General features: G+C 67.1%; 17 protein-coding genes. 7 read left to right on the forward strand and 10 right to left on the reverse strand.

Annotation, left to right across the window (positions count from 1 at the left end; translation table 11 throughout):
• The first annotated feature begins 69 nt into the window (after positions 1-69).
• Together SOM28_RS08845 and msbA are read left to right on the forward strand one after the other, a co-directional pair.
• Positions 70-1,326 (forward strand): O-antigen ligase family protein, encoded by a 1,257-nt coding sequence (locus tag SOM28_RS08845; RefSeq protein ID WP_320467886.1) that lies wholly within the window; start codon positions 70-72, stop codon positions 1,324-1,326.
• Positions 1,316-3,043: a lipid A export permease/ATP-binding protein MsbA gene (msbA, locus tag SOM28_RS08850; protein WP_320467887.1), complete on the forward strand. Its 1,728-nt coding sequence runs from the start codon at positions 1,316-1,318 to the stop codon at positions 3,041-3,043. Before SOM28_RS08845 ends, msbA begins: the two co-directional genes overlap by 11 nt.
• Positions 3,044-3,193: 150 nt before the next feature.
• Here msbA and SOM28_RS08855 read toward each other — a convergent pair whose 3' ends face one another.
• Positions 3,194-5,455 (reverse strand): family 1 glycosylhydrolase, encoded by a 2,262-nt coding sequence (locus SOM28_RS08855; RefSeq protein WP_320467888.1) that lies wholly within the window; start codon positions 5,453-5,455, stop codon positions 3,194-3,196.
• Positions 5,456-5,607: 152 nt separating this feature from the next.
• On the opposite strand from SOM28_RS08855, the gene SOM28_RS08860 reads away from it, so the two are divergent.
• A complete protein-coding gene (locus SOM28_RS08860) occupies positions 5,608-5,844 on the forward strand; it encodes a hypothetical protein (protein WP_123069351.1) in 237 nt (78 codons plus the stop codon).
• Between the two features lie 115 nt (positions 5,845-5,959).
• Here the strand turns inward: SOM28_RS08860 and SOM28_RS08865 are convergent, their stop codons facing one another.
• A complete protein-coding gene (locus tag SOM28_RS08865) occupies positions 5,960-7,456 on the reverse strand; it encodes a class I adenylate-forming enzyme family protein (protein WP_320467889.1) in 1,497 nt (498 codons plus the stop codon).
• Positions 7,457-7,642: 186 nt separating this feature from the next.
• Between SOM28_RS08865 and SOM28_RS08870 the strand changes: the two genes are divergently transcribed.
• Genes SOM28_RS08870 through SOM28_RS08885 form a run of 4 tightly spaced genes read left to right on the forward strand, consistent with a single transcriptional unit; the run spans position 7,643 to position 10,704 of the window.
• Complete coding sequence (locus SOM28_RS08870) at positions 7,643-8,527, forward strand: formate dehydrogenase accessory sulfurtransferase FdhD (protein ID WP_414675168.1); 885 nt, start codon at positions 7,643-7,645, stop codon at positions 8,525-8,527.
• Complete coding sequence (locus SOM28_RS08875) at positions 8,528-9,235, forward strand: ABC transporter permease (protein WP_320467890.1); 708 nt, start codon at positions 8,528-8,530, stop codon at positions 9,233-9,235. It abuts the gene before it with no gap.
• On the forward strand, positions 9,232-9,885 hold the full coding sequence (locus SOM28_RS08880) for an energy-coupling factor ABC transporter ATP-binding protein (RefSeq protein ID WP_123069354.1): 654 nt from the start codon (positions 9,232-9,234) through the stop codon (positions 9,883-9,885). Before SOM28_RS08875 ends, SOM28_RS08880 begins: the two co-directional genes overlap by 4 nt.
• 15 nt (positions 9,886-9,900) lie before the next feature.
• Positions 9,901-10,704, forward strand: a complete 804-nt coding sequence (locus SOM28_RS08885; RefSeq protein ID WP_123069355.1) for an ABC transporter substrate-binding protein — start codon at positions 9,901-9,903, stop codon at positions 10,702-10,704.
• Positions 10,705-10,710: 6 nt separating this feature from the next.
• Here the strand turns inward: SOM28_RS08885 and SOM28_RS08890 are convergent, their stop codons facing one another.
• The 8 genes from SOM28_RS08890 to hemF all read right to left on the reverse strand — a co-directional run bounded on the left by SOM28_RS08890 (position 10,711) and on the right by hemF (position 19,651).
• On the reverse strand, positions 10,711-11,670 hold the full coding sequence (locus SOM28_RS08890; protein ID WP_320467891.1) for a zinc ribbon domain-containing protein: 960 nt from the start codon (positions 11,668-11,670) through the stop codon (positions 10,711-10,713).
• A gap of 119 nt (positions 11,671-11,789) precedes the next feature.
• Complete coding sequence (locus SOM28_RS08895) at positions 11,790-14,201, reverse strand: catalase (protein WP_320467892.1); 2,412 nt, start codon at positions 14,199-14,201, stop codon at positions 11,790-11,792.
• Positions 14,202-14,659: 458 nt separating this feature from the next.
• Positions 14,660-16,123: a ribonuclease G gene (rng, locus tag SOM28_RS08900; RefSeq protein WP_123069359.1), complete on the reverse strand. Its 1,464-nt coding sequence runs from the start codon at positions 16,121-16,123 to the stop codon at positions 14,660-14,662.
• Between the two features lie 87 nt (positions 16,124-16,210).
• Entirely contained in the window at positions 16,211-16,828 is a 618-nt protein-coding gene (locus tag SOM28_RS08905) for a Maf family protein (RefSeq protein WP_123069360.1), read from the reverse strand.
• A 27-nt stretch (positions 16,829-16,855) separates the two neighbouring features.
• Positions 16,856-17,326: a 23S rRNA (pseudouridine(1915)-N(3))-methyltransferase RlmH gene (rlmH, locus tag SOM28_RS08910; protein WP_071361491.1), complete on the reverse strand. Its 471-nt coding sequence runs from the start codon at positions 17,324-17,326 to the stop codon at positions 16,856-16,858.
• An 8-nt stretch (positions 17,327-17,334) separates the two neighbouring features.
• On the reverse strand, positions 17,335-18,057 hold the full coding sequence (gene rsfS, locus SOM28_RS08915; protein WP_123069361.1) for a ribosome silencing factor: 723 nt from the start codon (positions 18,055-18,057) through the stop codon (positions 17,335-17,337).
• Complete coding sequence (locus SOM28_RS08920; protein WP_123069362.1) at positions 18,057-18,743, reverse strand: nicotinate-nucleotide adenylyltransferase; 687 nt, start codon at positions 18,741-18,743, stop codon at positions 18,057-18,059. Before SOM28_RS08920 ends, rsfS begins: the two co-directional genes overlap by 1 nt.
• The gene (gene hemF / locus SOM28_RS08925) at positions 18,740-19,651 is read right to left on the reverse strand and encodes an oxygen-dependent coproporphyrinogen oxidase (protein WP_123069363.1); all 912 of its coding nucleotides are present in this window, start codon (positions 19,649-19,651) and stop codon (positions 18,740-18,742) included. The genes SOM28_RS08920 and hemF overlap by 4 nt, the downstream gene beginning before the upstream one ends.
• Between the last annotated feature and the right edge of the window lie 95 nt (positions 19,652-19,746).

The following is a 19,746-nucleotide window of genomic DNA, read 5'->3' on the forward strand; positions in this document are numbered from 1 at the left end:
CCGACTAGGTCGCAAGAATATCCCACAAGAACCTGAATGAACAATAAGCCGATGATGTCCCGGGAGCCAATGCAGGTTTGGATCGGCTTCCAGGTGTTCCTGTTTCCCTTCCTGAGCCTGACCACACCATCCGGCATCGGATTTTCCAGCCTCCTGTTCCTGCTGTCGGCCCTGTGCGTGCCGCGCAAGGCCTGGGCTGCGCTGACGCCGCACTGGAAGGAGATCCGCTGGGTGGTCGCGGCCTTCTGGTTCCAGTTCGCGCTCGCCATCGTCGCCTTCCTGATCCGGCCCGAGGCCGGCCTGGATTCGCTCGACAAGCCTTCGCGCATGCTGCTCTGCCTCTCCTGCCTGGCCCTGGTACTGCTCGCGCGGCCGTCCGCCTCCACCCTGTGGTGGGGCGTGGTGGCCGGTAGCGTGGCCGCGCTGCCCTTCGTCGCCTGGCAGCGCATCGTGCTGCAGATCGAGCGGCCGGGCGGCTTCCTGAATGCGATCACCTTCGGCGACCTGGCCCTGGTGCTGGGCCTGGTGGCGCTGACGGCGGCGATCGATTATCGCCACCATACCCGCAAGGCGCTGCTGGCCGGGATCGGGGCGCTGGCCGGGCTGGCCGCCTGCATGCTGACCGGCACCCGCGGCGCCTGGGTCGCGCTGGCGCTGGCCGCGCTGCTGTTCCTCTCCTATGCCCAGCTGCTGCGCAGCCGCAAGGTGCGCCTGCTGCTGGCCGGCAGCTTCGCCCTGGTCGGCGCCGCCTTCTTCGTGCCGGCCACCGGCATGCAGGAGCGCGCGCTGCAGGGCGTGGACGACGTCCAGACCTGGGTCGACGGCGGCAACGTCTTCACCAACGTCGGCACCCGGCTCGAATTGTGGAAAGGCGCGGCGATCCTGATCGAGGAGCGCCCGCTGTTCGGCCTGGACCGCAACACCGTGCGCGCCGAGATCCGCCGCCTCGTGGAGCAGGGCACCCTCGATCCGGCGATCCTGTCGCTCGAACACCTGCATAATGACGCCCTGCAGGCGCTCGCCACCGGCGGCGTGTTCGGGCTGGCGGCCTGGATCGGCATCCTGGCGGCGCCCTTCGTCTTCTTCGCGCGCCAGCTGGGCAGCGGCAACGCGGACCGCGCGCTGGGCGCCAGCCTGCCGCAATTCGCGCCGGCGCTGGCCGGCATGCTGGTGGTGCTGTGCTACTTCAGCTTCGGCCTGACCGAAGTCATTTTCTGGTCCCTCAAGGGCAGCATGTTCTATGCGCTGATGGTGTTCCTGCTCATGGGATTCTGCCTGGCCACGCGGCCGGCAAGGGAAGCAAAGGTTGAACAACGTGGAAACTAACCTCATCATCCGGCGCCTGCTCGCGCTGGTCAAACCGTATCAATCGCGCGCCTGGATGGCGCTGCTGTCGATGGCCATCACGGCCGCCACCCAGCCCCTGCTTGGCGAGGCGCTCAAAGTCCTGCTCGACGACGGCTTCAAGGAGAACATCGACTTCAGCCTGTGGTGGATCCCGGCCATCCTGGTGTCGATCTTCATCCTGCGCGGCATCGGCACCTTCGGCACCGCCTACTTCAACAACTGGGTGCTGTCCCGTGTGCTGAACGACATGCGCGCCATGGCCTTTGAAAAGGTGTTGCGCCTGCCGGTGGCGCGCTACCAGGACGAATCGACGGGCAAGATCATCAACACCGTGGTCAACGACGTGCGCCAGGTGGTGGACATGATCCAGTCGGTGTTCGTGGCCTGCGTGCGCGACGTGCTGGTGGTGATCGGCCTGCTCGGCACCCTGCTGTACCTGAACTGGAAGCTGACCCTGGTCGCCATCGTCGTGATCCCGCTCACCGCCGTCATCGTGCGCACCACCACCAAGCGCCTGCGCAACCTGAACCGCGAGAGCCAGCGCGTCACCGCCGAGATGACCGGCGTGGTCGAGGAGGCCGCGCGCGGCCACCAGGTGATCCGCGTGTTCGCGGGCGAGAGGTACGAGCGCCAGCGCTTCCATAAGCGCAGCGAAGCCCTGCGCGGCTTCTCGCAGCGCATGACGGTGGCCTTCGCCGCCACCACCCCGGTGACCCAGATCGCCACTTCCCTGGCGCTGTCGCTGGTGATCGTGCTGGCGATCCAGGCCGACATGACGGTGGGCGAATTCACCCAGTTCGTGACCATGATGCTGATGCTGCTCACGCCCCTGAAATCGCTGGCCGAGGTCAACGGCCCGATGCAGCGCGGGATGGCGGCGGCCGAGACGGTGTTCGGGATCATCGATTCGGAGCCCGAAGTCGACACCGGCAGCCGCGAACTGGGGCGCGCCCAAGGCCACCTGGTGCTGGACAACGTGGTGTTCCGGTATCCGAACGCGCTCAATCCGGCCATGAACGGCGTCTCGCTCGAAGTAAAACCGGGCCAGACGGTGGCGCTGGTGGGCGTGTCCGGCGGCGGCAAGTCTACTTTCGTGAACCTGGTCACGCGCTTCTACGATCCGGAAGCCGGCCGCCTGCTGCTGGACGGCGTGCCATATACCGACATCAAACTGGCCTCGCTGCGTGGCCAGCTGGCGATGGTGAGCCAGAACGTGGTGCTGTTCGACGATACGCTGGCGGCCAATATCGCCTACGGCGCCGAGCAGGTCGACTACGAGCGCCTGGCCGCCGCCGTCCGCGCCGCGCACCTGACGGACGTGGTCGCGCGCCTGCCCGACGGCATCGACACCCGCATCGGCGAGAACGGTTCGCGCCTGTCGGGCGGCCAGCGCCAGCGGGTGGCGATCGCGCGCGCGATCTACAAGGATGCGCCGCTGCTGATCCTGGACGAGGCGACGTCGGCGCTGGACAACGAGAGCGAACGCGCGGTGCAGGCGGCGCTCGACACCCTGATGGCCGGCCGCACCACGATCGTGATCGCGCACCGCCTGTCGACGATCGAACGCGCCGACCGCATCGTGGTGATGGAGGCCGGGCGCATCGTGGAGCAGGGCACGCATGACGAACTGCTGGCGCACAAGGGCATGTATGCCAATCTGTATCACCTGCAGTTCACGGCGGGCGAGGCGCAATAAGATCCTCGGCCCGTGGCCTGAATACGTCGTTCCCGCGCAGGCGGGAACCTAAGTCTTTCGCGCAGCCACTACGTTTTGTGTAAGTGGTGCAGCGTGATCCTTGGATTCCCGCCTGCGCGGGAATGACGTGCCAAAGGTAACAATGAAAGGTCAACGCGCGTAATGCGCCGCCTCCCCCGCATGCTCGTGGCCAAGGCTGACGCCATTCGCCCGTTCCTGCACCGCTTCCACATAGCGCTTGAGCGCGTCGTCCAGCGACGGCAAGAGCAGGCCGCGCTCGCTGCTCATGGCGCTGTAGCCCGGCCGGCGGGCGGCGTAGCCGCAGTCCTTGATCGAGACTTCCTGCAGGCTGTCGCTCGAGACCCCGGCCGCCGCGCAGGCGCGCCGTGCAAGCTCGGCCCAGCTCAGCGCTTCCCCGTTCGTCAGGTGCCAGATGCCGCGTTCGCGGTCGATCAGGAGGTCCAGCGACACGTTGACCAGGTCCGGCACATAGGTCGGCGACACGGTCACGTCGCCCGCCGCCTGGAACGGCAGGCCGAGGTCGAGCGCGTTCAGGGCCTGGGTGACGAAGTTGTGCTGGTCCCAGGGACCGAAGAAGGTGCTGGTGCGTATCACCAGCGCCTGCGGGTCGGCGTCCAGCACGCGCTGCTCGGCTTCGAGCTTGCTGCGGCCGTACACGCCGAGCGGGTTGGTGGCGTCGGATTCCACGTAGGGCTGCTGCCTGGCGCCGTCGAACACCAGGTCGCTCGAGAAGGTCATGAAGCGCAGCGCGTGGCGGATAGAGGCCAGCGCCAGGACGGTCGGGCCCAGCGTGTTCTCGCGCATGCAGCGGTCAAGATCGGCTTCGGCCTCGTCGACCCGCACATAGCCGCCAGCGTTGACGATCGCCCACGGCTTGAAGCGCACGATCGCCGCTTCCACCGAGGCCGGATCGGTGATGTCCATCTCCTGGCGCGTCAGCACGTGGCAGGCCAGGTTGCGCTTCTCGCAGATGCGCTTGAAGCTTGACCCCAGCGTGCCGCTCGCGCCCGAGATCAGGATCGGCTGCACGGGGTTCGACTTGAACTGGCTGCGCACGGCGATGTCGGCCACCGCCGTGCGGGTCGCGACCGGCTTGCACAGGAAGCGGCCCGGCCGGCGCCACCAGCCTTCGCCCTGCAGCACCGGATTGGACAGCGGCCGCTTGCTGGCCAGCTCGCGCATCAGGGTGGCGAGCGCGGTCGGCCGCGGCGCCGGGCCGCGCACGTCGAACGGCCCCGGCTCGTAGTAGCCGCGGCATTCGGTCACCAGGCAGTTCCAGTCGAAGGAGCCGAGCAGGGCCCACACCGTGACCGCGCGCACGTCGGCGCCTTGCTGGCGCGCCTTGAGCGCGGCATTCCAGATCTCGAGCAGCCAGCGCATCTGGTCTTCGCGGTTGGCGTCGATATGGGCCTCGGTGACCGCGATCGGCAGGCCATAGCGTTCCCAGGTTTCCATCAAGAGCGGCGCGATGCCCGGCGTCGGCGTGGCCAGCGCGCGCGGCGCCTCGATGTCGGCGTGCGGCACACCGCGAAACACGTGGCGGTGGGTTTCCGGATAGCGTTCGGGACGGTGGTCGAGCCAGCGCTCGCTGGTGATGTAGTAGTTCACGCCGATCACGTCGGGCGGGCAGGGATTCTCGCGGAACCAGCGCAGCTCTTGTTCGCCGGCGCCTGATTCGCGCAGGTAGGTCCACAGTTGATGGTTTTCGTCGACCATCCCGCACAGCAGGTCCCAGGCCAGCCAGCGGCGCTCGTTGAAGAAGCCGCTGATCTCTTCCATCTCGGGGGTGCCATAGGTCTTCGACAGGTCGTCGGTCTGAACCAGCTTGGCCTCGGGATTGACGGCGCGGATCGCGCGCATCGACAGCACGGTGGCGCGGCACTGGACCAGCAGGGCGCGGATGAAGGTGGCTTCGTCGCCGCCATGCGGATACCAGACCCCGGCCAGGCCCGAAAAGCGCGCCGTGGTGCAGATCTCGTTCACCGGCGTGTAGTACTCGACCCAGGGATAGCGCGCCGCCACCGCGCCGGCGTAGTCGGCCAGCAGCTCGGGGAAGGCGGGATCGACCAGGCTGGTGTGGCGCGGGCCGCTGCCGTGGTGGACCAGGCCCACGATCGGATTGATGCCCAGCTGGCGCAGCACCGGCAGGCGCTCGTCGGGCCAGGACCAGTCGGCCTTGTCGACGCCGTCGGGCGCGGTGCGTTCCCACAGCACCGGATAGCGGATCGCCTTGACGCCGAGGGAAGCGAAGCGTTCGATGTCTTGCAGGCGGCCGGCGTGGCCGTTGCGGTCCATCTGGCTGAAGTAATTGTCGCGTACGCGGTTGACCGTGCATTCGAGACCGCCCCACAGGGCAAGGTCCGGCGTGGAGGCGTCGGTTTGAATATTCATGAAGTCGGTACCTGCGTAATGAACACAGATCCCAGCCTAACGGCCCGATGCAACCGCTTATGTGAAGTGGCCCACATAACCGGCTTTTTTCGGACAAATCCTACTTTCTGTCGGCATTAAAATGGCGGCACGTTTCAGCGAGGAGAAAATCGATGTATATGGTGTACTGGACCGTCGTCGGCGACGCCACGAGCGAGCCCCATGCCCGGCCTTTCGACACCAGCGAGATGGTGCCGGCGATGCAGTTCATGGAAGAGCTGCGCCAGCGCCAGCGCGCCGGCGAGGGCGTGCGCTTCATCACCATGTGCTCGGAGCATCCGGACGTGGTGGGCCATCCCGGCGTCGACGTCACTGGCCCCGGTTACGACTGGAAGAAGCGGCGCCGGTAACGTCGTCCCTGCGGAGGCGGAAACCTAAGGTTGCTAGCGCTGACGCTACGTTCGGCAGTATCGGCGGCTTGGAGGACTTGGGTCCCCGCCTGCGCGGGGGCGACGTGCGGCGGCTTCACGCCAACGGCAGACGGCTCTTGAGGATCTTGCCGCTCGGCGCGGCCGGCAGCGCGTCCATGAACACGATGCGCGCCGGGCGCTTGTAGGGCGCCAGGCGCGGGAGCAGCCAGGCCTGCAGCGCCGCCTCGTCGACCCCATGCGCCTCGACGAAGGCCACCACTTCTTCCTCGGCCGCCGGCAGCGGCCGGCCTACCACGGCCGACTGCACCACCGCCGGATGCGCGTTCAGCGCCGTCTCGACCTCCAGCGGATAGACGTTGAAACCGGAGCGGATGATCAATTCGCGCGTGCGGCCCAGCAGGAACAGGGCGCCGTCCGGGTCCTGGCGCGCCAGGTCGCCGGTCGCCAGCCAGCCGCCTGGCTGCAGCGCGGCCGCGGTGGCGGCAGGATCGCGGTAGTAGCCGCGCATGCGTCCCGGGCTGCGTATCCATAGCTCGCCGGTTTCGCCCGGCGCCACGTCGAGACCATCGCGCGCCACGATGCGCACCTCGACACCGGGGATCGGCAGGCCGACCGAGGTGTCGGTGCGCGGGGCGTCGAGGCGGGTCTGGCTGACGGTCGGCCCGCCCTCGGTCAGGCCGTAACCGTTGTGCAGCGGCAGTCCGAACATGGCTTCGGCCGCGCGCTTGAGGGCCGGATCGAGCGGCGAGCCACCGGCGTAGCAGAAGCGCAGGCGCGACGCCAGCGGCCTGGCCGCTTCCTCGATCATCGCCAGCAGGCGCGCATACATCGCCGGCACACCCTGCACGATGGTCAGCTCGCCGGCGCGGATCGAGGCCAGCAGGGCCCCGGCATCGAAACGCGGCGCCAGGTGCAGGCAGGCGCCTGCATACAGGGTGCCGAGCAGCACCGAGGTCAATCCATAGACGTGCGAAATCGGCAGGCCGCCCCAGGCGCGGTCTTGCGGGGTCAAGCCGCGCAGCCGGCTCGAGGTCGCGGCCACGAACAACAGGCCGGCGTGGCTCAGCATCACGCCCTTGGGCTGGCCGGTGGTGCCGGTGGTGTACATCAGGGCCGCGACCTGGTCAGCGCCGGCCTCCATGGGCTCGGGCACGCAGGCTGTATTCAGTCCGCTCGCCAGCACGCCGTGCAGGTCGCCCGCGCAGGGCAGGGCGCCGGCGCGCGCCGCGTGACGGGCGGCGTCCGGCGAATTGTCCGTCACGTAGAGCACGCGCCGCGCGCCGCTGTGCGTGCGGATGGTTTCCAGCTCCCCCTCGCTCAGGCGCGCATTGACGATGACGCTCCAGGCGTCGATGGCGGCGGCGGCGAACAGCAGCGCCACCTGGGCCACGCCATTCTCGGCCACCAGCATTACGCGGTCGCCGGGACGCACGCCAAGGTCGCGCAGCAGCGCCGCATACGCATCGGCGACGGCGGCCAGCTGCGCATACGACCAGGTGCGGCCGTCGTCGACGAGGGCCGGGGCGTCCGGGCGCCGGGCGGCGCCGTGGCGCAGGATGTCGCTGATGCGGCGATAGTCAGTGGGCTGCATGAGGCGGGCTATGGATCGACAGGGGCAGACTTTATACCGCCTGGCGCGGTGCATCGCAAGCGAACTTGCATAAAAGTAAATGGTTTCAGCCGTGCGCCACTCTGGAGGTTTATACTGTTTTTGTAAAACCGCCAACAACCGACAGGAGACAGTGTCTTGGCCAGGAAGGACGCAAGCGGCGATAGTATGCACAGCGTGATGCGCCATGGGGAGCCATCCGGGCGGCCGGTGCTGTCCGAGGCGCGCGCCGTCCTGACCCACGAGGTGCTGGCCATGGACGAGCGCGGACGCCGTTCCACCATCGCCATTCCGGCCGAACGGCCGCTGACGATCTACGTCGACCGGCGCGAGCTGGTCACCCTGATGACGCTGGGCGGCGCGCCCGAGGCGCTGGTGCTGGGCTACCTGCGCAACCAGCGCCTGGTGCGCGCGCTGGAAGACATCGTGTCGATCCAGGTCGACTGGTCGGTGGACGCGGTGGCCGTGGTCACCCGCCACGGTATCCAGGACGTCGAGGCGCGCACCGCGAAGAAGGTGGTCACCACCGGCTGCGGCCAGGGCTCGGTGTTCGGCGGCCTGATGGACGAGGTGGACCAGATCGCCCTGCCTGCCGACGCGCGCCTGGCGCAATCGAGCGTCTACCGCATCGTCGACACCATCCGCACCCAGCAGTCGGTGTACAGGCAGGCCGGCTCGGTGCACGGCTGCGCGCTGTTCACGGGCGAGGGCGACTTGCTGTACTTCGTCGAGGACGTCGGCCGCCACAACGCGGTCGACGCCATCGCCGGCCTGATGTGGCTCGACGGCGTCGATGGCGCCGACAAGGTGTTCTATACCACCGGCCGGCTGACGTCCGAGATGGTGATCAAGGGCGCCCAGATGGGCATCCCCTTCCTGCTGTCGCGCTCGGGCACGACGCAGATGGGCCAGATGGTGGCCGAGCGGGTCGGCATGTCGCTGCTGGCGCGCTGCAGCGGACGCCATTTCCTGCTGCTGGCCGGGCATGAACGCCTGGTATTCGAGCCGCAGCTGCTGGACACGCCCTACGTTCGTCCCGACCTGCGCGACTAAATGGGGCTGCTGGACGCCACCACGCACGCCTTCGCGCTGCTGTTCAGCGGCGACCCGGCCCTGTGGCATATCGTCTGGGTCTCGATCAAGACCAGCCTGCTCGGCCTGATGCTGGCCACGCCGCCCGCGGTGCTGCTCGGCTACCTGATCGCCATGCACCGCTTTCCGGGACGCCGCATCGCGGTCTGGCTGGCCCAGGCCGCGCTGTCGCTGCCCACCGTGTTGATCGGCCTGCTGCTCTACCTGATGCTGTCGCGGCGCGGGCCGCTGGGCGGACTCGAATGGCTGTTCTCGCAGCCGGGCATCGTGCTGGGCCAGTTCATCATCGGCATGCCGGTGCTGCTGGCCTTCACGCTGGCGGCGGTGCAGGCGCTCGACCCGCGCTACGCCGAGACCGCGATCGCCCACGGCGCGTCGCGCCTGCGCGTGATGTTCACCGTGCTGCACGAGGCGCGCTACGGCGTGATGGCGGCCGTGATCAGCGGCTTCGGGCGCGTAATCTCCGAAGTCGGCTGCGCGCTGATGGTGGGCGGCAATATCGAGGGCGAGACCCGTACCATCACCACCGCGATCGCCCTCGAGACCAGCAAGGGCGAGTTCGCCCAGGGCATCGCGCTGGGCATCGTGCTGGTGACCCTGGCGCTGTTGATGAACGGCGTGCTGGTGCTGCTGCAGGGCGAGGCGCACAATCCGGGAGCGCGGTCATGACCGCACTACTCACGGTGCACGGCCTGCGCAAGGCCTATGGCGAGCGCCTGCTGTTCGACGTCGCCCGGCTCGAGATCGAGAAGGGTAGCGCCTACGTGCTGACCGGCGCCAACGGCACCGGAAAGAGCACGCTGCTGCGCATGCTCGGCGGCCTGGAACGCTGCGGCGCCTGCACGGTCGAATTCGAAGGCGGCCGCCTGCCGCTGTACCCGTATCCGCAGGCGCTGCGGCGCGCTATCGTCTACGTGCACCAGCATCCGATCATGTTCTCGACCAGCGTCGGCCACAACATCGCCTACGGCCTGCTGGCGCGCGGCGTGGACCGGGGCCGGGTGCGCGGCCTGGTCGACGGGGCGATGGCCTGGGCCGGCGTGCTGCACCTGCGCGACAACGATCCGGCGCGCCTGTCGGGCGGCGAGAAGCAGCGCGTGGCGCTGGCGCGCGCACGCGCGTTGCAGCCGCGCTTGCTGCTGCTGGACGAACCCACGGCCAACCTCGACGGCGCGGCGCGCGAGCAGGTGATCGGGCTGATCCCGACCCTGGTCGGGCAGGGCAGCAGCGTGGTGATGGCCTGCCATGACCGCGACCTGATCAACCTGCCCGGCGTGCGGCGGCTCAAGCTGCGCGAAGGACAACTCGAAGTACGATAACTCAAGGAGATCATCATGCAACGCCGTTCACTGCTCGCCGTGCTGTTGTGCGCCACCTTCGCCTCGCCATTGGCACTGGCGCAGGAAGTGATCAAGCTGTCGACCACCACCAGCACCGAGAACTCGGGCCTGCTCAAGCACCTGCTGCCGGTGTTCGAAGCGAAGACCAATACCAGGGTCCACGTGATCTCGGTCGGCACCGGCAAGGCGCTCGAACTGGCGAAAAACGGCGACGTCGACGTGACCCTGGTCCATGCGCGCGAGATGGAAGACAAGTTTGTCGGAGAAGGCTGGGGCGTGGACCGGCGCGACGTGATGTACAACGACTTCATCGTGGTCGGCCCGGAATCCGATCCGGCCCGCATCAAGGGCTCGAAGGACGTGGTCGACGCCTTCAAGCGCATCGCCGCGACCAACGTCAAGTTCATCTCGCGCGGCGATAACTCGGGCACCGATGTGATGGAAAAGGGTTACTGGCAGCGCGCCGCCGCCCTGCCGCAGGGCGCCAACTACGTGTCGGCCGGCCTGGGCATGGGAGAGGTGCTGAACATGGCCGCAGAGATGCGCGCCTACACGCTGACCGACCGCGCCACCTATGGCGCCTATAAAGCGAAGACGGGACTGGCGATCGTGGTCGAAGGCGACAAGCGCATGTATAACCCCTACGGGATCATCGCGGTCAATCCCGCCAAGCACGCGGGCGTGAACTACAAGGGCGCGAAACAGCTGATCGAGTGGATCACCTCGCCCGAAGGACAGGCGCGCATCGCCTCGTTCAAGCCGGCCGGCGAGCAGCTGTTCTTCGCGCCATTGCGCTGATCCCGCTTAGCGCGACGGATCGTTCATGCCGGTCAGGCTGACCACCTGGCCATCCTCGACCACGACGCCATCCTCGAGCACGATCGTCGAGGCGCCGTTGACGTCCGGTAGTTCGAGCTCGATGGCATCGCCGCGCTGCACGAAGCTGCCGCGCGCCGCGCAGGTGCCGAACATCGGCGTGGGCTTGACGCCGGACGCATCGGCGAGCAGGAAGAAGAACATGGTCTCGCAGCTGGCGCCGCGGCCGCCGCTGCTGGCCATCAGGATCGCCTCCTTGCCGCCCGACAGCGTGAAGCTGCGCAGCGGGAACTGCCAGCCGGCGTCCTCGCCGCTGAACAAGACCTTGCCGCCGAGGGTGACGGCGCGGCTGCCGTCGGCATTCGTGCGGCGGTCGAGCAGGCCAGCGACGGTCGACAGCGAGGCCGGCAGGTTGTCGGCATTGCTGTCGATGAGGCCGCGCGCGGTGACGGCGGCGTCGTTCGCGCGCACCAAAGCTTCGCTGCGCTGCACGGTGACGGTGCGGTCCGCATCCAGATCCAGATCCACGGCGTCGGGCGCGAACATGGCCGCCAGCACGGCCAGGACGATGGCGGCGATCGTGATGCCGATCCCCCACTGCGACCATTTTCTCTGGACCCGGTTGAAATGCTCCAGGCTGTCCCATTGCTTGTTCTTCCAGGCCATCTCGCGCCCCTTGAAGCCGAGCCAGAACACCACGATCCAGCCGACGTAGGGAACGAGCGCCAGCAGCCCGATCCAGCTGCGGTTACCGATCGCCCAGATCCAGTTGAGCAGGAAGGCGCCCCAGCTCCAGCCTTTGACACCATCGGGAATGCCGCCATCCGTGTGTGGCGCAGGCGCGGAAGGTTTGTCCAGGTTGACCGGGCCGGCGCCGGCGGCCTTGCCGCAGACGGAACAATAAGCGGCGTCGGGCGCCATCTGTGCGCCGCAATGGGAACAGAACATCGGTAGTCTTTCCTGCTGGTTGACAAAATAAAGCGGCGCCGCGAACTTCGCGGCGCCGCAGGAAGATTATAGCGACCGTCGCCGGCGCGAATCTAACTTATTCCCACCGTCAGTGGCGATCAGACCGATGGCGGATCGGTCTCGCGCGCGAACACGCGATGGCCGGCCAGCGCGGTCTTGAAGGCGGCGAGCGCCAGGTCCGCGTTGGCCGGGTCACCCAGGACCAGGCCCGGATCGGCCGAGCCGTCCGGCAGCTTCTGCGGGATCATGGCTTTGGCCAGCAGGCTTGACCCGGTACCGTAGGCCAGGATCGGCTTGCCGTGGCGGTACTGCTCGCGCAGGAATTCCAGCACTTGGGCATTCTTCGCCAGCGCCTCGGCCGCCGGCGCGCCGTCCGGCACGATCACGGCGTCGTACATCACCGACGGCCCGGCCTCGACCGAGATCTCGACGTCGATCGGATCGCCGTCGGCCGCCTTCACCTTGCCCAGCATATTGCCGACCATGCGCGGCACCGCGCCGTCCTTGAGCAGGCTGGCGTACTGCTTCTTGACCGCCTTGTCGTCCACGCCGCTGGCGATCAGGACCGCGACGCGGCGGCCCTTGATGCCGGTCTGGCCCGGACGGCTCAGCAGTGACAGCGACGGCGACGGCGGATAGGTCGGGATCGGCGCATCGGTCGCCAGCGGCAGCGGTTGCGGCACTTCCAGGCCCAGGCCCTCGGCCACGCGCGCCACCAGGGTGTCGTCGACATTGGCCAGCAGGGCCAGCGTGCGGATGCGCACCGCCGGCGTCTGCACCCGGGTCAGTTCGAAGCGGAAGGCATTGACGATGTGGTTCTGCTCGGCCGGGGTCTGGCTTTGCCAGAACAGGCGCGCCTGCGAGTAGTGGTCGGCGAACAGCTCGGGCTTGCCGCGCACCTTGTCCTCGCTGATGGGCTCGGGGAAGCTGGTGAAGCCCATCTTGCCGGCCTGGAAAGGACAGCCGCCGCCCAGCGAATTGGGTTCGTAGTTCACGCGGCCGCGGTTGATCGCCTGGCGGTGGAACCCGTCGCGCTGGTTGTTCTGGATCTGGACGATCGGCGAGTTGATCGGGATCTCGTGGAAGTTCGGGCCGCCCAGGCGGGTGAGCTGGGTGTCCTGGTAGGAGAAGTTACGGCCTTGCAGCAGCGGGTCGTTACTGAAGTCGATGCCCGGCACCACGTGCGAAGTGCAGAACGCCACCTGCTCGGTCTCGGCGAAGAAGTTGTCGGGGTTGCGGTCCAGGACCATCTTGCCCACCGGCGTGAGCGGCACCAGTTCTTCCGGCACGATCTTGGTCGGGTCCAGCACGTCGAAGGGGAAGCCCGCGGCCTGCTCTTCGGTGAAGACCTGCAGGCCCAGTTCCCACTCAGGGAAGTTGCCGGCTTCGATGGCCTCCCACAGGTCGCGCCGGTGGAAGTCGGGATCGGCGCCCGAGATGCGCACCGCCTCGTCCCAGACCAGCGAATGGGTGCCCTGCATCGGGGTCCAATGGAATTTGACGAAGCGCGCTTCGCCCTGGGCGTTGATCAGGCGGAAGGTGTGCACGCCGAAGCCTTGCATGGTGCGGTAGCTGCGCGGGATGGCGCGGTCCGACATCGTCCACATCAGCATGTGCGCGATCTCGGGCGACAGCGAGGCGAAGTCCCAGAAGGTGTCGTGGGCGGTGGCCGCCTGCGGCATCGCGTGATGCGGTTCGGGCTTGGCCGCGTGCACCAGGTCGGGGAACTTCATCGCGTCCTGGATGAAGAACACGGGCATATTGTTGCCCACCAGGTCCCAGTTGCCTTCTTCGGTATAGAACTTGACCGCGAAGCCGCGCACGTCGCGCGCGGTGTCGGTCGAGCCGCGTTCGCCGGCCACGGTCGAGAAGCGCAGGAACACCGGGGTGCGCTTGCCTTTCTTCGAGAACGGCACCGCGCGGGTCAGGCCACTGAAGTCGTCATAGGCCTCGAAGTAGCCATGGGCGGCCGAGCCGCGCGCATGCACCACGCGCTCGGGGATGCGCTCGTGGTCGAAGTGGCTGATCTTCTCGCGCAGGATGAAGTCTTCCAGCAGGGTCGGGCCGCGCAGGCCGGCCTTGAGCGAATGCTGGTTGTCAGCCACCGGCACGCCCTGGTTTGTGGTCAGGTGGCGCTTGGCCGGATCGACGCGCACGCGGTCGAGCGGGTCCGTGGTCGGGTTCTCGCCTTCTGGCGGGTTGCCCGAGCCGACCTTGTCATTGGCGATGATCTCGCTGGCGGTGCTGCCGGTGGCGGCGTGGGTGGATGGCTTGAAGGTCTCGCCCTCGGTCGGCGTGCGCGCGGCATCGCCGTATTCGCTGGCCTTGGTGGCGTTGTAGGGGCGGTCGGCCGCCAGCTCTTGCTCGGAAGGGATCTTGTCGAGCAGGCGGTCGGCGACCGGGTTGCTGACACCCAGGCTCTGCGGTGGATTGGCGTCCGAGGGACCGGCAACAGTGCTCAGGATCGAGCCGGCGCCATCGACAGGGCTGGAGTGGTTGGAAGTCGTCATGCTTTTCCTCTCAACTTGTAGGGTTAATTAATAACCTTAACAACATAGCCCAGCAGGAAAGGCGAGCACTGTGGGATGACACACACAGTGCAGTAATGGCATCAAATTATTTCTATCGAAATCATAGGTCAGGGCTATGGCTCATCTATTCGACGACCTGGCGTACCTCGATCGCGCGTAGCCATTTGACGTGGCGCGGTCCGGTGCGCAGGTCGTCGGCGGCCAGCAGGGCCAGCGGCCCCTCGGTATGCGGCAGCGGCTTGCCATCATGCTAGAACAGCACCAGCACGTTCTCGCCGGCACTGGCGTTGAACAACTCGTGAAGGCCGGGCAGGCGAGGGCAAGGGAGGCAGTCAGCAGGACGGGATGAAGCAGGCGGGCATGGATTTCCTCCTCGGTTGGTTGTCGAGTAGTGAACTACGCGGACCTCGCCCAACTGGATGCCCTGCCGGCCTGTGCTACATCAAAATCACGTCGTACTGCTCCTGGTGATACCCCTTCTCCACCTGCAGCGAAATGCGCTTGCCGATAAAGTCGCCCAGCATGGCGAGATGTTGCGATTCTTCTTCCAGGAACAGGTCGATCACCTCTTGCCCGGCAACGATGCGGAATTCGCGCGGGTTGAACTGCTTGGCTTCGCGCAGCAGTTCGCGCAGGATCTCGTAGCAGATCGTGCGGCTGGTTTTCACCTGGCCCTTGCCCGAGCAGGCCGGGCAGGGTTCGCACAGGATGTGGGCCAGCGATTCGCGGGTGCGCTTCCTCGTCATCTCGACCAGGCCCAGGGCCGAGAAGCCGCTCACCGAAACCTTGGTGCGGTCGCGCGCCAGGGTTTTCTTGAGCTCGGCCAGCACCGCGTTGCGGTGCTCGTTGTTCTCCATGTCGATGAAGTCGAGGATGATGATGCCGCCCAGGTTGCGCAGGCGCAGCTGGCGCGCGATGGCGTGCGCCGCCTCCAGATTGGTTTTAAAAATCGTGTCGGCGAAATTGCGTCCGCCGACGTAGCCGCCGGTATTGACGTCGATGGTCGTCATCGCCTCGGTCTGGTCGACGATCAGGTAGCCGCCGGACTTGAGGTCCACGCGCCGGCCCAGGGCGCGCAGGATTTCCTCTTCCACGCCGTACAGGTCGAACAGCGGGCGCTCGCCGGTGTAGTGCGCCATGCGCGACAGCACGCTCGGGGTGTAGATCTGGGCGAATTCGGCCAGTTTCAGGAAGTTCTCGCGCGAGTCGACCTGGATGCTGGCCGTTTCGTCGTGCACGAAGTCGCGCAGCACGCGCTGGGCCAGGCTCAGGTCCTGGTACAGCAGGGTGGTGGGCGGCAGGGTGCGTGCGCCCTGCACGATGGCGCCCCAGGTCTTGCGCAGGTAGTCGACGTCGGCGGCGATGTCGTCGCTCGACGCTTCCTCGGCCATCGTGCGCACGATGTAGCCGCCTTTTTCCTCGGCCGGCAGCAGGCTTTGCAGGTGCGTGCGCAGGCGTTCGCGCTCGGCTTCCTTTTCGATCTTCTGCGAGATGCCGATGTGGTGGTCTTGCGGCAGATACACCAGCATGCGGCCGGCGATCGAGATCTGGGTGGACAGGCGCGCGCCCTTGGTGCCGATCGGGTCCTTGATGACCTGCACGGTCAGCACCTGGCCGTCGAACAGCAGTTTTTCGATCGGGGTGGGTGGGGCGTTGCCGCCGTCGTGGCTGCGCGCTTCCCAGATGTCGGCCACGTGCAGGAAGGCGGCGCGCTCCAGGCCGATGTCGATGAAGGCCGACTGCATCCCCGGCAGCACGCGCACCACCTTGCCCAGATAGACGTTCCCCGCCAACCCGCGCGTGAGCGTGCGCTCGATGTGCAGCTCCTGTACCGCGCCCTGCAGGACCAGCGCGACGCGCGTTTCCTGCGGTGTGATGTTGATGAGGATGTCTTCGTTCATGGACCCTGCCGTGCGTATTGTTCAGGGTGACATGATACACGCCCGCTCAGGGTAGGGTGGGCGGCTTCGCCGCCCACGCGTCCAACGCTAAATGGCCAGCCCCGCCTTGCGCAGCAGGTTGGCGGTCTCGAACAGCGGCAAGCCCATGATGCCCGAATGGCTGCCCTCGATGTGCTCGATGAACAGCGCCGCCGGGCCCTGGATGCCGTAGCCGCCGGCCTTGTCATACGGTTCCAGCGTGGCGCAATAAGCCCTGATCTGGGCTGCGGCGAGCGTGGCGAAGCGCACGTTCGACACTTGCGTGACCTGCTCGGCCACGTGCTGGGAATGCACCGCCACCGAGGTCAGCACCTGGTGGGTGCGGCCCGACAGGCGCTCCAGCATGGCGACCGCCTCTCGGTTATCCGCCGGTTTGCCGAGGATCTCGCCGTCGATGGTGACGGTGGTGTCGGCTGTGAGCACCGGGCGCAGCGGCTGGCGCCGCTGCAGCAGCAGGTTGAAGGCGAAGGCGCCCTTGGCCCGGGCCACGCGCGCCACGTAAGCGTGGACGTCTTCGCCCGGCAGCACATCCTCGCTGACGTCGACCGCGCGGCCCGGGTCGCTGCGCAGCAGCATCAGTTCGAAGTCGACCCCGATCTGGCGTAGCAGTTCGCGCCGGCGCGGGCTCTTGGAAGCGAGGTAGATTTTATTGTGCTGTTTTTTCATCGCTGTTCTTGTTCGCTTCGGGTTTCTTCAGACCCGGTGGTAAGGATGATTCTGGGTGATCGACCAGGCGCGATAGAGCTGTTCCGCCAGCATGACCCGGACGATTCCGTGCGGCAGGGTCATGCTGGAGATGCGGATCAGTCCTTCGGCGCGCGCCTTCAGCTCGGGATCGAGGCCGTCGGCCCCGCCGATCAGGAAGGCGGTGTCGCGGCCGTCGCGCTGCCAGGTTTCCAGTTGCTGCGAGAGGCCGACGCTGGTCAGGTCCTTGCCGCGTTCGTCCAGGGCGATGATGCGCACGCCCTTCGGCAGGGCGGCCTCGATGCGCTCGCGCTCGAGCGCCATCGCGGTGGCGGCGGTCTTGCTGCCGGAGCGTTCGACCGGCTTGATCTCCTTGAGCACGATGCGCAGCTCGGGCGGCATGCGCTTCGTGTACTCGGTGAAGCCGGACTCGATCCAGGCCGGCATCTTGTGGCCGACCGCGGCAATGATCAACTGCATGAGGACCCTTACTCAGCGTCCTTCTTGATGCGGCGAATCACCTTCTTGACCGGCGCATCGGCGACCGGGGCGGCCTTCGGTGCGGCAGCCTTGGTCACGCGCTTCGGCGGCTTGGCCTTGGTCGCTTCGACGGCGGCGACTTCGGTCTTGCTCGGTGCAACCTTCACGGTCTTGCCGGTCGGGACTGCCTTGGCGGCGGCTTTCTTGGCGGCCGGTTTCTTGGCAGCAGGCTTGGCGGCGGTCTCGGCGGCGGCCTTGGTCGCGCGCTTGGCGGCCGGCTTGCGTTCGTTGACCGGCTTGGCTTCTTCCTGGGCCTGGTTGGCGGCCAGGTGCTTCGACTTCGGCTTGGCGGCGTCGGCTTCGATGCCCTCGACGGTCGACTTGCGCTTGGCGGCGCCCAGCTTGACCGGCTTCTCGCCCCAGATTTCTTCGAGGCGATAGTATTGGCGGATGGCCGGCTGCATGATGTGGACGATCATGTCGCCCAGGTCGACCAGCACCCATTCGCCGGTGTCTTCGCCTTCCAGGCCGATCACGTCGCCGCCCGCAGCCTTGACCTTGTCGCGCACCGAGGCGGCCAGCGCCTTGGTCTGGCGGTTCGACGTACCGGAGGCCACGGCGATGCGGTCGAACAGGCTGGTCAGGTGGGTCGTGTCGAACAGGACGATGTCCTGGGCCTTCACGTCTTCCAGGGCGTCGACGACGAGGGTTTGCAGTTTCTTGATATCCATTAGTTTTTGTACAGGTTATGTTGTTGAATATAGTCTAGCACTTGCGCCATCCCGAGCGCGCTTGCATCCGCGCCGGATTGCAAGGCCGCACGGAGCTGGCTGGACGAGAGGTCCACATCCAGCGTCGGCGCGAGGCAGACTTTTCCGTGCGCCAGCAGGCGTACGGTGTCGGGCGTTGCAAGCCGCGTCGACAGTTCTTGGGCCACCACCGGTGGCAATGCTTCTTGCGCCAGGTCGTAGCCGGGACGCGTCGCCACGCCCAGGTTGGCAAGGGCGAACAGTTCGCGCCACTCGTTCCAGCTGTCGAGCTTGCGCAACTGGTCGGCGCCCATCAGGAACACGATCGAGGTGCGCGCGCCCAGCTCCTTGCGCAGCGCGCGCAGCGTCTCGACCGTATACGTTGGCGTGTTACGTTCGATTTCCTGCAGGTCGATCGTGACCGGCAGGCTCGGGCTCTTCAAGGCCCCGAAAGCCAGTTCCAGCATCGCGACCCGGTCGCGGTCGCTGGCCTGGAGGCCATTCTTTTGCCACGGCTGGCCGGCCGGCAGGATGCGCAAGGCGTCCGGCCGCAACAGGCCGGCGAACAGGCGCGCCAGCGCGACGTGGCCCTGGTGCACCGGATCGAAGCTGCCGCCGAGGACGGCGATGCAGCGGTTGCGGCCCGGCGCGCCGGCAGTCCCCGTCACGGCGCCAGCCAGTCCCGGTGCACCAGGAAGTCGGAATACAGCCGTGCTTCGGGGCTGCCGGGTTCGGGATGCCAGTCGTAGCGCCATTTGACGATCGGCGGCATCGACATCAGGATCGCTTCGGTCCGTCCGCCCGACTGCAGGCCGAACAGGGTGCCGCGGTCCCACACCAGGTTGAACTCGACATAGCGGCCGCGCCGGTAGGCCTGGAAGTCGCGCTCGCGTTCGCCATACGGCTGGTCCTTGCGGCGCTGCAGGATCGGCAGGTAGGCGTCCAGGAAGCGCTCGCCCACGGTCCTCACCATGGCATACGATTGCTCGTAGCCGAGCTCGTTGAAATCGTCGAAGAAGATGCCACCGACGCCGCGCGGTTCCTTGCGGTGCTTCAGGTAGAAGTAGTCGTCGCACCAGGTCTTGAAGCGCGGATGCAGCTCTGCTCCGAACGGCGCCAGCGCGTCGTGGCAGGCCTGGTGGAAGTGGCGCGCGTCCTCGACTTCGCCGTAATACGGGGTCAGGTCCATGCCGCCGCCAAACCACCAGACCGGCTCCTTGCCGGGCGCCGTCGCCTCGAAGAAGCGCACGTTCATGTGCACCGTCGGGGCGTAGGGATTACGCGGATGCAGCACCAGCGACACGCCCATCGCTTCCCAGGCGCGGCCCGCGAGCTCCGGACGCACGGCGGTGGCCGACGCCGGCAGCGTGGCGCCGCGCACGTGCGAGAAGTTCACGCCGCCCCGTTCGAGCACATTGCCTTCCTCGACCAGGCGCGAGATGCCGCCGCCGCCCTCGGGCCGCTGCCATTCCTCGCGCAGGAACGGCTTGCCGTCGACCTGTTCAAGACCGTGGACGATGCGCGCCTGGAGCTCGAGCAGCCAGGCCTTGATGGCGGCGGGATTGGGGGAAGACATGATGAGCGGCTGGAAATGAAAAGTGGGCCGATTGTACACCGGCCCACCGAATGTCTACATCTGGCGTTGGTTGGGAGAGGCTTGGAGCCTGCTAT

Origin of the sequence: Massilia sp. CFBP9026 (assembly GCF_034045165.1) — a bacterium.
GTDB lineage: Bacteria > Pseudomonadota > Gammaproteobacteria > Burkholderiales > Burkholderiaceae_D > Telluria > Telluria arenae.

Coding starts and splice junctions, on each gene's coding strand:
- SOM28_RS08870 (WP_414675168.1), top strand. CDS start 7,643: ATGCACAGCGTGATGCGCCATGGGGAGCCATCCGGGCGGCCGGTGCTG.
- hemF (WP_123069363.1), bottom strand. CDS start 19,651: ATGTCTTCCCCCAATCCCGCCGCCATCAAGGCCTGGCTGCTCGAGCTC.
- SOM28_RS08860 (WP_123069351.1), top strand. CDS start 5,608: ATGTATATGGTGTACTGGACCGTCGTCGGCGACGCCACGAGCGAGCCC.
- rsfS (WP_123069361.1), bottom strand. CDS start 18,057: ATGGATATCAAGAAACTGCAAACCCTCGTCGTCGACGCCCTGGAAGAC.
- SOM28_RS08905 (WP_123069360.1), bottom strand. CDS start 16,828: ATGAAAAAACAGCACAATAAAATCTACCTCGCTTCCAAGAGCCCGCGC.
- SOM28_RS08890 (WP_320467891.1), bottom strand. CDS start 11,670: ATGTTCTGTTCCCATTGCGGCGCACAGATGGCGCCCGACGCCGCTTAT.
- SOM28_RS08875 (WP_320467890.1), top strand. CDS start 8,528: ATGGGGCTGCTGGACGCCACCACGCACGCCTTCGCGCTGCTGTTCAGC.
- rlmH (WP_071361491.1), bottom strand. CDS start 17,326: ATGCAGTTGATCATTGCCGCGGTCGGCCACAAGATGCCGGCCTGGATC.
- SOM28_RS08885 (WP_123069355.1), top strand. CDS start 9,901: ATGCAACGCCGTTCACTGCTCGCCGTGCTGTTGTGCGCCACCTTCGCC.
- SOM28_RS08895 (WP_320467892.1), bottom strand. CDS start 14,201: ATGACGACTTCCAACCACTCCAGCCCTGTCGATGGCGCCGGCTCGATC.
- SOM28_RS08880 (WP_123069354.1), top strand. CDS start 9,232: ATGACCGCACTACTCACGGTGCACGGCCTGCGCAAGGCCTATGGCGAG.
- SOM28_RS08845 (WP_320467886.1), top strand. CDS start 70: ATGCAGGTTTGGATCGGCTTCCAGGTGTTCCTGTTTCCCTTCCTGAGC.
- SOM28_RS08865 (WP_320467889.1), bottom strand. CDS start 7,456: ATGCAGCCCACTGACTATCGCCGCATCAGCGACATCCTGCGCCACGGC.
- rng (WP_123069359.1), bottom strand. CDS start 16,123: ATGAACGAAGACATCCTCATCAACATCACACCGCAGGAAACGCGCGTC.
- SOM28_RS08855 (WP_320467888.1), bottom strand. CDS start 5,455: ATGAATATTCAAACCGACGCCTCCACGCCGGACCTTGCCCTGTGGGGC.